This window comes from Filimonas effusa (assembly GCF_004118675.1).
GTDB lineage: Bacteria > Bacteroidota > Bacteroidia > Chitinophagales > Chitinophagaceae > Filimonas > Filimonas effusa.
This window is the reverse complement of sequence record NZ_SDHZ01000002.1, coordinates 872,625-885,526: the sequence shown is the minus strand read 5'-3', so window position 1 is coordinate 885,526 and position 12,902 is coordinate 872,625. Positions and strand designations below refer to the sequence as shown.

At 43.9% G+C, this 12,902-nt stretch carries 13 protein-coding genes; 7 read left to right on the top strand and 6 right to left on the bottom strand.

What is annotated here, in order from left to right:
• Positions 1-156: 156 nt before the first annotated feature.
• On the bottom strand, positions 157-2,526 hold the full coding sequence (locus ESB13_RS14865) for an outer membrane beta-barrel family protein (protein ID WP_129004427.1): 2,370 nt from the start codon (positions 2,524-2,526) through the stop codon (positions 157-159).
• Between the two features lie 93 nt (positions 2,527-2,619).
• Here ESB13_RS14865 and ESB13_RS14860 point away from each other — a divergent pair, with 93 nt between their 5' ends.
• The gene (locus ESB13_RS14860; protein WP_129004426.1) at positions 2,620-2,910 is read left to right on the top strand and encodes a helix-turn-helix domain-containing protein; all 291 of its coding nucleotides are present in this window, start codon (positions 2,620-2,622) and stop codon (positions 2,908-2,910) included.
• A gap of 68 nt (positions 2,911-2,978) precedes the next feature.
• Here the strand turns inward: ESB13_RS14860 and ESB13_RS14855 are convergent, their stop codons facing one another.
• A complete protein-coding gene (locus ESB13_RS14855; protein ID WP_129004425.1) occupies positions 2,979-3,848 on the bottom strand; it encodes an aldose 1-epimerase family protein in 870 nt (289 codons plus the stop codon).
• 14 nt (positions 3,849-3,862) lie between these two features.
• The gene (gene pdxA, locus ESB13_RS14850) at positions 3,863-4,960 is read right to left on the bottom strand and encodes a 4-hydroxythreonine-4-phosphate dehydrogenase PdxA (RefSeq protein WP_129004424.1); all 1,098 of its coding nucleotides are present in this window, start codon (positions 4,958-4,960) and stop codon (positions 3,863-3,865) included.
• A gap of 73 nt (positions 4,961-5,033) precedes the next feature.
• On the opposite strand from pdxA, the gene rsmA reads away from it, so the two are divergent.
• The 4 genes from rsmA to ESB13_RS14830 all read left to right on the top strand — a co-directional run bounded on the left by rsmA (position 5,034) and on the right by ESB13_RS14830 (position 7,827).
• The gene (rsmA, locus tag ESB13_RS14845) at positions 5,034-5,825 is read left to right on the top strand and encodes a 16S rRNA (adenine(1518)-N(6)/adenine(1519)-N(6))-dimethyltransferase RsmA (RefSeq protein WP_129004423.1); all 792 of its coding nucleotides are present in this window, start codon (positions 5,034-5,036) and stop codon (positions 5,823-5,825) included.
• Between the two features lie 19 nt (positions 5,826-5,844).
• The gene (locus ESB13_RS14840; RefSeq protein WP_129004422.1) at positions 5,845-6,777 is read left to right on the top strand and encodes an NAD(P)-dependent oxidoreductase; all 933 of its coding nucleotides are present in this window, start codon (positions 5,845-5,847) and stop codon (positions 6,775-6,777) included.
• A gap of 181 nt (positions 6,778-6,958) precedes the next feature.
• On the top strand, positions 6,959-7,432 hold the full coding sequence (greA, locus tag ESB13_RS14835; RefSeq protein ID WP_129004421.1) for a transcription elongation factor GreA: 474 nt from the start codon (positions 6,959-6,961) through the stop codon (positions 7,430-7,432).
• Positions 7,433-7,437: 5 nt separating this feature from the next.
• A complete protein-coding gene (locus ESB13_RS14830) occupies positions 7,438-7,827 on the top strand; it encodes an HIT family protein (protein ID WP_129004420.1) in 390 nt (129 codons plus the stop codon).
• A gap of 14 nt (positions 7,828-7,841) precedes the next feature.
• On the opposite strand, the gene ruvC is transcribed toward ESB13_RS14830, so the two are convergent.
• Entirely contained in the window at positions 7,842-8,417 is a 576-nt protein-coding gene (gene ruvC / locus ESB13_RS14825) for a crossover junction endodeoxyribonuclease RuvC (protein ID WP_246022557.1), read from the bottom strand.
• A gap of 222 nt (positions 8,418-8,639) precedes the next feature.
• Here ruvC and ESB13_RS14820 point away from each other — a divergent pair, with 222 nt between their 5' ends.
• On the top strand, positions 8,640-9,566 hold the full coding sequence (locus ESB13_RS14820; protein WP_164974223.1) for a lysylphosphatidylglycerol synthase domain-containing protein: 927 nt from the start codon (positions 8,640-8,642) through the stop codon (positions 9,564-9,566).
• On the top strand, positions 9,567-10,361 hold the full coding sequence (locus tag ESB13_RS14815; protein WP_246022555.1) for a DUF3108 domain-containing protein: 795 nt from the start codon (positions 9,567-9,569) through the stop codon (positions 10,359-10,361). It abuts the gene before it with no gap.
• Positions 10,362-10,589: 228 nt separating this feature from the next.
• Here ESB13_RS14815 and ESB13_RS14810 read toward each other — a convergent pair whose 3' ends face one another.
• On the bottom strand, positions 10,590-11,414 hold the full coding sequence (locus ESB13_RS14810; protein WP_129004418.1) for an MBL fold metallo-hydrolase: 825 nt from the start codon (positions 11,412-11,414) through the stop codon (positions 10,590-10,592).
• Positions 11,415-11,423: 9 nt separating this feature from the next.
• On the bottom strand, positions 11,424-12,875 hold the full coding sequence (locus ESB13_RS14805; RefSeq protein WP_246022553.1) for an MFS transporter: 1,452 nt from the start codon (positions 12,873-12,875) through the stop codon (positions 11,424-11,426).
• Between the last annotated feature and the right edge of the window lie 27 nt (positions 12,876-12,902).

Here is a 12,902-nt window from a genome sequence, read left to right as displayed (position 1 = left end):
TATGGCACCACTGTGGGATCTATTCAGTGACCTATAACCTCAGTGCCGAAAGGTATATTTATCTTAAAGTTGAAACGCCCCTAAAAAGCTTCTGACTTTTTAGGGGCGTTTTTATGAATTGAATAAAGGAATAGCAGTGTTCAGGGCTTTTATTATTTACAACCGGTTGCGTTCTTCCTCATTACTGTTATTTAAGGCTTTTCTGCCGGATTGAGCGCTGCCGAAGTTGTAGCGTAAGCTTATACGCATGCATCTTCTGTCTTCATAATTAAAGTTGCGGGAAGGAAGGCCATTGAAACTGGTGTTGTTTTTTATTCTTTGATTTCTCAGCAGGTCCTCGCTATTCAGTGCAATCGTCCATTTTTTATTGTCCAGTAATATTCTGAATCCTATGCTCAGGCATGAGTAGGCTTTTGTATAATATACGGCATAGTATTCGGGAAACTGGTACCAGTAATTTATTGAAAGGGCGAGTGTCCTGGTCTTGTTTAACTGCAGGTTATTGTTCGATTCAATGTAGCCGCTCCAGCTGCTGCAATTGGGAGAGGTTTGGGGAATGGACGATTTTATTTCCCGGTAGTAGAGGTCGGCTGAATTATAGCTTTCCCATCTTTTTACCGGGTAGAATGTATAGGTTTCCGACAGCCCAAAAGACAGCTGGTCAAAGAAGTTCTCATACCTGAAAGCCGCATTGATATTCGAAGGGGTGATATGGTTTAGTTGTTCGTATACGTTTTCGGACCAGCTGAGGTGGAGGTTGGTGATCCATTTATCCTTATAGTGAAGAAACAGCTCCATATTATTTGTCTGGTATGGCTGCAACAATGGATTGCCCTGCGAGGTTGAGTATGGATTGATATACCTGACAAATGGATTAAGGGTTGTATAACGCGGGCGTTGTATTCTTTTGCCATAGTTAATGCCTGCGCTAACGTTTGAAGTGACATCATACATCGCATAAAGTGTGGGGAATAACCGGGTGTAATTATTCTTACTGGTTAATGCCGAGGCTGAATAGCCTTCTGTTGTTGTATGTTCCAGCCTGATGCCTGCTTTGAGTTCGAGTTTGTTCCATTTCCGGCTTCCGGTTAAGTAAGCTGCCTGCATGTGTTCTTTATAGTCGAATTCGTTGCTTTTGCCTTCGTCCAGGATGGGCGTTCCTGAGGTGTTGTCGTAATATTTAAACCAGCTATCACTTTGAATTCCTGAGTATTTTACTCCGTAATTGAACTCATATCCATTTCGTTTCTGAGTAACATCTGCCTGGAAAGCATAGTTGGTTATATTCTGATAACTACGGTTATCGGCACTGATATATTTTTCAGGTATATCCCGGGTAAAGTCTTCATATTCCCTTGTTGAAAACAAGGTACTTTTCGGGTTCCTGTAGCTGAAATAATCTGCGTTGAAATTGATGGTACTGCCTGTGCTGTCGATCTGGTATGCAAAGTGGATGTTGCCGTTATGATTTGTGTTTTCTGCTTTGCCGTTTGTTGGGGTCTGAATCAGGTTGTTGGGCTGACCATAGATATAGGTGTTATTCGTGTTTTCGTTGGTAACATTGTTATTGCTGTAGATGTATTGTCCTCCTGCTGAGATTTTTTTGCTGAAGGTATAGTCCAGACCTGTTGTAAGGCTGAGGTTTTTTCCCTGTTCAGATTTCAGAGTGCTATGTGAACGGTATTGTTTATCGGGGTAATCGATTTCTCCTTCTTCGCGGCGGAAGAATCCGGTACCCATGGAATGTCTTATATTACCATAGGCCGATAGTTTTTTATTATTGTAACTCAATTGAGCTGATTCATTGGCGCTGCTGTATTTTGATTGCCTGAATGCGGCTGTAGCGCTGCCGTTCCATCTTTGTTTTCCTGATTTCTTAAGGTTGATATTGATAATGCCGCTATTACCCTCGGCTTCATATTGTGCAGGAGGGTTGCTGATCACTTCAATACTTTTTACATCATCTGCTCTTATCGATTTTAAGTACGCAATAAGTTCTTCATTGGGAAGCTGTAGTGGCCGGTTATCGATGAAGACGGTTACACCGCTTCTGCCGATAAGGGAAAGCTGATCGTTAACAAATTTTACTCCGGGTGTTATTTTAATGGCATCTATCAGGTCACCTCCTGCTGCAGAAATCGAATTTTCTACATTAAAGATGAGGCGATCTGTTTTTCTTTCGATGGTTTTCTTTTTGATGGCAGTGGATACTGTTACTTCATCCAGAATGCTGGTGTTTACAGTCAGCTTTTGTATAGAGATGCTATCTACTGTAATTTCCTTTTGAAATAAAACCTGGCCCTGCTGCTTTATCAGCAGCAGATAATTACCCTTTGCCGGGAGGGTAATGCTGAATGCTCCGGATGCTGAACTTATAGTTGATGCTTGGTACTGGCTGTTGGAAACCAGGATCTCTAAAGATGGGCAGGGGCGGCCTTTGTAATCAGTAACAGTTCCTTTCAGCTGCTGTGCATGCAGGCTGGTGGTAATTATAAAAAGTATTAACAATACGATACCTTCTTTCATCCGGTTTGGCTGGTATTAAATCGTAAATTTGAGAAGAACCTCACATGCGGACAATACTGCTTTCTTCTAAATTATACCCTTAACTACTGGAATATGAAGGTTTCTGGAACAAAGATCCGGGCGCAGCGAAGGGCCCGGGATTACTCTCAGGAGTATATGGCATTACAGCTTGGCATTTCCCAAAAGTCATATTCTGATATTGAAAATGGAAAAACTCAGTTGCAGGCTACTTTGTTGAGGAAGATTTCGGAGATACTGGATGTAGAAGTGCCTGTATTATGTCCTTTAGCCAATACCTGCAGCTCCGATATCAAGGATAAGCATGATCAGTTGATTCGTTTCCTGATTGTAAACAGCATTGATTTTCCCAGGGAACTCATTTGATGCAAAACGTTTCCACTGCTGTTACAAAGCCCTTATCTGTTCGATGCAGGCTTTGTAACATAATAATATTAAAAAAATGAAACAGTCCAGGTTCTCTCAAAGGCTGTTCCCGGATTCAGGCTATTAATACCTTCTTTCTCCAGTAAGTTGCCGGTGGAAAATACGCTATCGGCAATACCGCACCATGGTTCCAGGCAAACAAAGTCGGCATCTTTGGCAGACCAGATACCCATAAACGGAAATCCGTCGAACTGCATGGTAAGTCCATGAGGTGTTTGATGGCTTTTCAGGCTGATTGTGTTTGACTGTAATTGCTTTAAAACCAGGGCATCTTTATAGAACAGGGATTTCTTTAAAGAAAGTGTGTTGGTATTATTCAGAAGCGGAATGGCTTCTTCTTCTATCAGGCCTTCTGCTGAAAGCGGCCAGGTGCCGGTATTTTCAACAGAAGAGAATTCAAGATAATAGTCTTCAAAGCCGGTATTGTTTGCCAATGGCACTTTAAAGGCCGGGTGGGCGCCTACAGAAAACAACATGTTTTCCTTGCCTTCGTTTGTTACATTGTAAGTAACATGCAGGCGCTCGCCTTCGAGCCGGTAGGTGATTGAAAACGAGAAATGGAAAGGATAAACCGCCAGTGTTGTTTCGTTGCTGGTAATTGCAAATGTGACGCTTGCCGGCTCCTGTGATTTTACTTCAAACACCATGTCCCTCGCAAAACCATGACGGCTTAAAGGGTAAGATTCAGTACCATAAGTATATTGATTGTTTTTCAACCCGCCTACTATTGGGAACAAAACCGGGCTTTTCTTACCCCAAAAGGCCGGATCTCCACTCCACAAATATTCGAGGGAATTGCCTTTGTGTACGATGCTTTGTAATTCCGCTCCCTTAGGTGCTATAGCCACCTGAAGGCTGTCGTTTTCAATCCGTATCATAGTTATGTATTGAACTAGCTGTTGTCTTCTTCTATTTTTTCATCCACGGCGTTGGCTAACACACGGGCACTGATTTTCTTCAGCGGGTTGGCGTGGTTATTGGCGTATTCTGCGCGCGTGCGTATAATATCTACACAGGTATAAATTGCTTCGAGGAAGGAACTGGCGTTGGCCTTGTTCTTGCCGGCAATATCAAAAGCTGTTCCATGATCGGGGCTGGTGCGTACGATGGGTAAACCAGCGGTATAGTTTACACCTTCGCCAAGAGCCAATGACTTGAAGGGGATAAGACCCTGGTCGTGGTACATCGCAAGCACAGCATCGAACTGCTGGTACTGGCCTCTTGCAAAGAAGGCGTCGGCGCTGTAAGGGCCGAAAACAAGCATGTTTTTCTGACGTGCTTCTTTTACTGTGGGTTTAATGATATTTTCTTCTTCAGTGCCTATCAGGCCTTCATCTCCTGCGTGGGGGTTTAAGCCCAGGACTGCTATTTTGGGTTTGGAAACACCAAAATCTCTTTGCAGGCTGGTATGCAGCAGATCGAGTTTATTCAGGATGTTTTCCCTTGTGATATATTTAGCAACTTCCTGTACGGGCACATGCTCTGTAACAAGACCTACCCGCATATTTTCGGCGGTCATGAGCATCAGCACGTCCTGCACTTCAAACATGGCTTTCAGATAGGGGGTATGTCCGCTGTAGTTGAAGTTTTCTGATTGTATATTCTTTTTATGAATAGGTGCGGTTACCAAACCATCAATATGTCCTGCTTTCAGGGCTTCTACTGATTGTTCCAGCGACAGCAGTGCATATTTTCCACCTGTTTCGTTTAGCTGGCCGGGTGTTATCTGTACCTCTTCTTCCCAGCAGTTGAATACATTCAGTTGTTTATGGTTCAGCTTATTCAGCTCTTTTGCAGGCTGATAGCTGAAGTTGATATCGGGTAAGCCTTTCCGGTAGAAGTTCAGGCTCTTGCCATTTGCAAATACCACCGGAATGCATATATCAAAAATACGGTTGTCGCTCAGTGCCTTAATGATCAGCTCCATCCCAATCCCGTTCAAATCGCCGCAACTAAAGCCTATAACCGGTTTTTGTAATTCATGACTCATGCGTTACTGTTTAATGTGTAAAAATACAGCTACCATTCCACATTTGCTATTTAACCTCTACTTTTGACATTCAATGCAATACACGCTTAAGAAATCGTTAGGACAGCATTTCCTGAAAGACGAGCAGTTTTGCCGGCAGATTGTGGCAGCGCTTCAGGAACATCCCTTCGCACAACTGGTGGAAGTGGGCCCCGGTGGCGGTGCGCTTACAAAATACCTGATAGAATTACCCGGTATTGACTTTAAGGCGGTAGAGCTGGATACCGAAAAGGTAACCTGGCTTGAACATACATATCCGTCTCTTAAAGGCCGGATCATTCATGAAAGTATACTGGATACCAGGCCTCCTTTCGAAGGGGCTTTTACGGTGGTTGGTAATTTTCCCTATAATATTTCGTCACAGATCCTGTTTAAGGTACTTGACTGGAAAGAGCAGGTGCCGGAGGTTATAGGTATGTTCCAGAAAGAAGTGGCCCAGCGTGTAGTATCGCAGCCCGGCAACAAGGTCTACGGCATTCTGAGTGTATTGGTTCAGGCTTATTATAATGTGGAATACCTGTTTGATGTGCCGCCGGAAGCGTTTAATCCGCCTCCTAAAGTAATGAGTGGTGTGATAAGGTTGGTGCGCAGAAATGAGGTTCCTGCGATGCGCAGCGGGAGAGACTTCTTTATACTGGTGAAAGCGGCTTTCAACCAACGCAGGAAAACACTACGTAATGCAACGCGTTCGCTGTTCCTGCCTGATGTACTTCAGGACCCCATCTTCGAAAAACGGGCAGAACAATTGCAGGTAAGTGATTTTGCCGCCCTCACTTTTAAGATGCAGGGTAAGGTAAAAGACGACATTACAACAATTAACGAGTAATCAGCTATTAATACGTATTATGAGACCTAAGGTTATTGTCACTGCCAAAGTGCATCCCTATCTGGCAGATACGCTGGAAAAGAACGGATACGAAGTATTATATACACCTGCGATCACTTATGATGAACTAGGTGTTGCGATTGCCGATGTAACCGGTCTTATTGTTACTACAAGACTTACCATCGATAAAAATATCCTCGATAAAGCCGGCCAACTCAAGTGGATTGGCCGTTTGGGTAGCGGTATGGAGCTTATTGATGTTCCTTATGCCGAATCAAAGGGCATTACCTGCGTAAGCAGTCCCGAAGGTAACCGCAACGCGGTAGGCGAACATATGTTGGGTACCCTGCTTTCTCTCATGAATAAGCTGCATACAAGTTTCGATGAAGTGAAGAATGGCCTGTGGCTTCGCGATGAGAACAGGGGTACGGAACTATCCGGGAAAACTGTTGGTATCATCGGTTTTGGTAATACAGGCGGCGCCTTTGCGAAACTGCTTTCAGGCTTCGATGTCACCATTCTGGCTTACGACAAGTATAAATTTGGTTTCGCCGGCGGGAACGTTCATGAAGCATCTGCCGAACAACTGGCCCGTTATGCCGATGTGGTAAGCCTTCACCTGCCACTGACCGAAGAAACACATCACTTTGCGAATGATGCTTTCTTCGCATCCTTACAGCAAAAACCTTATTTCCTGACAGCCTGCAGGGGAAAAGTAACCGATACGGCTGCTTTAATCAGGGCCTTGGATAAGGGACTCATCAGGGCAGCAGGTGTCGATGTTATTGAAAATGAGAAGCTTGCAACCCATACCCCGGAGCAAAAAGCACAGCTGGAGCAATTGTGCAGCTTCCCCCAGGTAATGGTTACGCCGCATATAGCAGGATATAGCCACGAAGCCTATTTCAAAATGGCCAAAGTGGTGCTTGACAAACTGGATATTTTAGGCTAAGATCATAATAAAATAACCATCCTGCCTGTTTCAACGGCAACCGCTAAAGCTGCTTTTAACAAATAACAAGCACCCCGGAAAGGTTGGCAAATAAAACTAATTTGTATTTTTGTAGTTCGGCAACGCTACACGTGGTGTGTGGCGTTGTTATTTTTTTATCCCTCATAAAACCGATTCTGATATGAGTGACATCATGTATGTGACTAAAGAGACACTAGACAAAATGATGGAAGAGTTACACCGGATGAAGACGATTGACCGGCCAGCTGCATCAAGAGCCATCGCAGAAGCACGTGAAAAGGGCGACCTGCGTGAGAACGCGGAATACGACGCTGCCAAAGAAGCACAGGGGATCCTCGAAGCCAAAATGGCTTTGCTGGAAAGCCAGGTGGCCAGCGCGCGTATTGTAAGCACAGATGAAATCGATACCAGTAAGGTCTCTATCTTAACAAGGGTGACCATTACCAATATAGCTACAAAGAAAACAGTGACTTATCAACTGGTAGGAGAAAAAGAGGCTGACCTGAAAGCGGGTAAGATCTCTATCAGTTCTCCTATTGGCAAAGGGTTGCTCGGCAAAGTCAAAGGTGATGTTGCTGAAGTGCAGGCGCCTACAGGCGTTATCAAATTTAAAATAGATAATATCGCTATTTAATTGATATGACCCTCTTTTCTAAAATTATCGCAGGTGAAATTCCTTGTTACAGGATTGCGGAGAACGATAAGTTCTTCGCATTCCTTGATATTTTTCCTGCTACGCCTGGCCATACACTCGTTGTGCCCAAAATAGAAACAGACCGCTTGTTCGATCTGCCTGCTGGTTATCTTAGTGAGCTGCTGCCTTTTGCGCAACCCTTGGCGCAGGCAATCCAAAAAGCCTTCCCTTGCGATAGGGTGAATATTCTTACACTGGGTTTTGAAGTGCCGCATGCGCACGTTCACCTGTTGCCAATGAATGGCATGGCCGATGCCGATATCATGGCTTCAAAACAAAAGGCAACACCCGGAGAACTGGAACACGCGCAAAAACAAATTCTGGCACATTTATAATAAAAAGACTTTACTTACCTGGGATTGATCTTTACCCTGTCGGGGTTTTGAGAAATGAATTCTTCCCAGCCTTTTAATGTTTTAGTGGCTTTCGATAAAGGACTGCTTTGCTGGTAGTGATGGCATAATGCCACAGCCAAAGCATCTGTAGCATCAAAATACTTGGGCTGCTCTTCAATTGTTAATACCTGTTGCAGCATCTTCCATACCTGTTCCTTATCGGCGCTGCCGTTTCCGGTGATCGATTGCTTTATCTTTTTAGGAGAGTATTCAGTTACCGGCACACGTCCCTGCATAGCAGCTGCAATAGCTACGCCCTGTGCTCTTCCAAGTTTCAGCATACTCTGCACATTCTTACCAAAGAAAGGCGCTTCAATAGCAAAATAATCCGGCCGGTGATGTTGTATGAGTTCCGATACCTTGGTATGTATCATTTCAAGGCGCTCATATACATCTTTCTTATGGGCCAGTTTCAGAACATCCATTACCTGCAGTCTTGCCTGCCGCCCATATACTTCTAATACGGCGTAACCCATTACCAGGGTGCCGGGGTCAATGCCAAGAATAATATAGTCGGGTTTCTTAATCACAACGTGAAAATAAACGTTTCAAACTTGATATTGATATTTATGCCTGTTTCTCCTGTGTACAATGCCTATCCATTTCCGGAAGCAGCTATAATTCCGCTTCGGTTCTTCTCTTAAGACGATGAGCGGAAAAATTAATGTACGTTTGAGCAAAATTACAGGAAGCTGAAGCGTAAGTATAAGATATTACTGAATTATATAGTAGGACCGATATTGTTTGTTGCGTTGTCGTATGTGATTTACCGGCGCGTCCAAAACCAGGAAAATCTGCATCAGTCATGGGATACCATCCTTAGTTCTCTGAAAGGTCCCCAGCAATGGAAGTTCTGGCTGGTAGTGGCGTTGAGCCTCGTTAACTGGGGTATTGAAGGCCGCAAATGGCAGGTGCTGGTGGCGCCTGTTCAGGAAATTTCCCTTTTTAAGGCATTTAAAGCAGTATTATCAGGCCTTGCCCTGTCTTTATTCGTACCTAATAGAGTAGGGGAATATGTAGGCAGGATCCTCTATATGGATGAAGGAAACCGCCTCCGCTCTATTGCACTAACCCTGGTAGGAAGTGTTAGCCAGCTTATCGTTACCCTGCTCGCAGGCATAGGAGGACTTATTTACCTGCGCCTGAATATACTGGATACCGATACTCAGTTGGTGGGACTTTCCATTTTCTGGTTCGATGGGTTGCTGTATGCCGTTATTGTAGGTACCATCCTGCTGCTGCTGGTATATTTTAAACTCTCCAGGATCACAGCCTTGGTGGAGCGTATTCCTTTTGTGTCGAAATATGCATTTTTTATACAGAAAGTGGAAACCTTTCACTGGAAAGAACTAACCAGGGTGCTTTCACTTTCTATAGGCCGTTTCGCTGTTTTTACCATCCAGTATCTTCTGCTTCTGCAGGTATTCCAGGTTAATATAGGCTGGATCGAGGGCTGGTGGATGGTGTCCGTTTTATTCCTCGTACTGGCTATAGTACCTACAATACCCATGGCTGAACTTGGCGTGCGTGGCCAGGCCAGTTTACAATTATTTGGTTTGCTTAGCACGAATACAGTTGGTATTATTGCTACAGCGGCTGGTATATGGGGTATTAACTTAATATTACCATCATTGGCCGGAAGTTTGTTTATATTAGGTATCAAACTATTTAAGAAATAAGTGAAGAAATTTATTACACTTTGTTTGGGCATTATGGCCTGGGTAAGGCTGTCTGCCGATGATGATGACTTCTGTGGCATCAGGAATACAGCTTTCCAGAACGGCGAGTTCATCAGCTTTAATATCTTCTACGCTGTAGCAGGTATCTATGTTAACGCCGGCACCGCTTCCTTTAATTGCAACCTCGAAAAACTAAATAATAGACCGGTTTTTCATATTACAGGAACAGGCACATCCAACTCAAAGTACGACTGGATCTTCAAGGTGCGCGATAAATATGAATCATTTATCGATACCAATACGCTTCAGCCATTGAAGTTCATCCGTAATGTGGATGAGGGCGGTTACAAAAAACATGAGAACGTAACTTTCAACAAACAGGCCAACACTGCCGTCACTACCGATGGCGTATTCAAAGTGCCGGCCTGCATTCAGGATGTATTAAGCGCCGTTTATTACGCACGGAACATCAATTTCGATAAATACAAAGCCGGCGATAGAATTCCTTTCCAGATGTTCCTCGATAATGAAGTCTACAGCCTTTATATCAGGTACCTCGGTAAAGAAACCATCAAAACAAAATACGGTAAGTTCAGGGCCATCAAGTTTAAGCCGCTGTTGGTAAAAGGTACCATCTTCGAAGGAGGAGAAAAAATGAATGTATGGGTAACCGACGATCCCAACCATATCCCCGTACGTATCGAAAGTCCCATAGCCGTCGGCAGCATCAAGGTCGATATGATGCAGTACCGCAATATCCGTTACCCGCTTACTTCACTGCAGTCCTGGAATTAAGATAAGAGTGGAAAGAAAAAACCCTTGAACAAGCATTTTGCTAAAAAAAAGGCCACTTTTGCCGGATATACCTTAAAGCATCTCTAAAGCTTCTTTAAAGCTTCTCAGAAGCTTCCTTGAAAAAAGACCTTTTTTTAGCAAATGGAATTTCCTGTACTAAAATTATTAGTGTAGAGACTGCACGTCCCTGCCATCATAACTTTTCCACTTCCCACGCTTACATTGATACTATAACTCGCTTAATTTAAAAGTTTCCTTCACCCTGATTCCTTTTTCAGTCATTTGAAGGGTGCAGCATTCATTCACCGGGTCGTGTTCAAAGAACAATACATAATCATGCTCTACAGCCTCAGTAAGAAAAGCCTTTTTCTCTTTTAAAGTAGTGAGCGGGAACATATCATACGCCATTACATAAGGCATGGGCAGGTGCCCTGTTGAAGGCAGAAGGTCAGCCATATAAACGATCGTGCGGCCTTTGTATTGAATTTTGGGAAGCATCTGGCTTTCGGTGTGGCCATTTGCAATATGTATCTGGAATGCATCAAAGCCTTCATCCGTAAATTTCAACTGACCGCTTTCCTGTAGCGGTAATATGTTTTCCTTAAGAAACGAAGCTTTTTCCCTGTCGTTGGGATTGATAGCCCACTCCCAATGTTCTTTATTACTCCAGAAGGTTGCATTTTTAAAGGCAGGGATCAGTTTGTCACCCTCTCTTTTAATAGCGCCGCCTACATGGTCAAAGTGCAGGTGTGTTAAAAAAACATCGGTGATGTCATCAAGGCCAAAGCCGTGCGCAGCTAAGGAGGTCTTTAAAGTATGACCGCCGTGTAAGTGATAATGACCAAAGAATTTGGCGTCCTGTTTATCACCTATGCCGGCATCTACAAGCATAAGGCGGTTGCCTTCTTCAATTAATAAAAGTCGCATCGCCCAGCTGCATAAATTGTTTTCATCAGCAGGATTCAACTTGTTCCAGATACTCTTGGGTACTACGCCAAACATAGCGCCACCGTCTAATTTGAACAGTTCTGTGTCAATGGTATAAAGCTTCATGCTATCGGTTTAAGATGCCGCGACACCAGTAGGCTGTGTTTTGCGGATACGGAGTGCTGTAAATAACCAGATGATGCCGACAGCAAAAAAGAAAATCAAAGATAACACAGAATTCTTCATGTTACCGGTTATTTCTCCTATATACCCAAAGCTGAACATCCCTATCACAATGGCTATCTTCTCCGTAAGATCATAATAACTGAAGTAGGATGCTGTATCATTGGTTTCAGGCATAAGCTTGGAATAGGTTGAGCGGCTTAACGACTGTATACCCCCCATCACCAAACCTACTGCTATTGCTAATCCGTAAAACCCGAACTCAACCGATGTATGAGCTGGCGCTAATTTGGCTTCGGCTGCACTTATAGCGGTGGTAAGCTGCGCTGCCAAACCTGTATCCCCGGCGCTTACTGCTGCCGTGTATTGCTTCTTTAATACTTCTATCGCATCATGCTGAGGCGCCAGCGGCTCCGCTACATTGGCAATAAAATAAGCGGCAACGCAAATAAGTATCCAGAAAAACACAACGCCTATTAATACGCTTATATTTCCAAACTTGCCCGATAAACGACTCATTAGTATGGCGCCGGCAATAGCAACAAGCTGAATAAGTACCACTGTTACAATCAGCTTGGAATCTGCCAGATGCAATAACTGGCTGCCAAATAAAGTAGCTGCCAGCATTACTGTTTGTACGCCCATGCTGTAAAAAAAGAAACCACGTAAAAAGCGTTTCAGAACAGGCAGGTGCTTTATTTCCTCGTACACTTTTTTTACTTCCCTGAAACCGTCTTTCAACGCATTGCCTTTAACTGCAAATGGTTTGGGCGTTTCAGGTACACGCCTGAAGGTGATTTGCGCAAAACCTATCCACCAGATCCCAACCAGCAGAAAAGTGATTTGCGAAGCGAGCCCTTCTTTCCCCTTCATAAAAATAACTAGACCAAAACCGATCATCTGCATCAGTACGCTGCCAAGGTAGCCATAAGAAAATCCTTTGGCGCTAATGCGGTCCCTGTCCTCAGGAGCAGCTATTTCCGGCAAAAATGCATTGTAGAAAACCAGGCTGCCTACATAACCCATTGCCGCAAGGGTAAAGGCGAGTAACCCCAGCCATATATTGGAACTGTCGAAGAAGAAAAGCGACATACATCCCAGGCTGCCCATATAACAGAAGAAACGCATGAACTTCTTTTTATTGCCCCGTGTATCGGCAATAGATGTCAATACCGGGTATAAAAGAGCGATAATAAGATAAGCCGCCGCCAATGTATAATCATAAAGCGAAGCATTTACGAACTTCCTCCCAAACAAGGTTACCATCCCGGTTCCATCATCTCCCTTGGTCACCGATAGAAAATAAATGGGAAAAAAGGTAGTGGTGATTACCAGGTTATAAACGCTGTTGGCCCAGTCGTACATAGCCCAGCCGTTAATTACTTTTTTGGAGGCAGTTTGCATAATAAGGTTGATTTCAAATGAAAACCA

Bases quoted from the DNA above. Each gene is read 5' to 3' on its own strand.
- ESB13_RS14865 (WP_129004427.1), bottom strand. From the start codon at position 2,526: ATGAAAGAAGGTATCGTATTGTTAATACTTTTTATAATTACCACCAGC.
- ESB13_RS14860 (WP_129004426.1), top strand. From the start codon at position 2,620: ATGAAGGTTTCTGGAACAAAGATCCGGGCGCAGCGAAGGGCCCGGGAT.
- ESB13_RS14855 (WP_129004425.1), bottom strand. From the start codon at position 3,848: ATGATACGGATTGAAAACGACAGCCTTCAGGTGGCTATAGCACCTAAG.
- pdxA (WP_129004424.1), bottom strand. From the start codon at position 4,960: ATGAGTCATGAATTACAAAAACCGGTTATAGGCTTTAGTTGCGGCGAT.
- rsmA (WP_129004423.1), top strand. From the start codon at position 5,034: ATGCAATACACGCTTAAGAAATCGTTAGGACAGCATTTCCTGAAAGAC.
- ESB13_RS14840 (WP_129004422.1), top strand. From the start codon at position 5,845: ATGAGACCTAAGGTTATTGTCACTGCCAAAGTGCATCCCTATCTGGCA.
- greA (WP_129004421.1), top strand. From the start codon at position 6,959: ATGAGTGACATCATGTATGTGACTAAAGAGACACTAGACAAAATGATG.
- ESB13_RS14830 (WP_129004420.1), top strand. From the start codon at position 7,438: ATGACCCTCTTTTCTAAAATTATCGCAGGTGAAATTCCTTGTTACAGG.
- ESB13_RS14810 (WP_129004418.1), bottom strand. From the start codon at position 11,414: ATGAAGCTTTATACCATTGACACAGAACTGTTCAAATTAGACGGTGGC.
- ESB13_RS14805 (WP_246022553.1), bottom strand. From the start codon at position 12,875: ATGCAAACTGCCTCCAAAAAAGTAATTAACGGCTGGGCTATGTACGAC.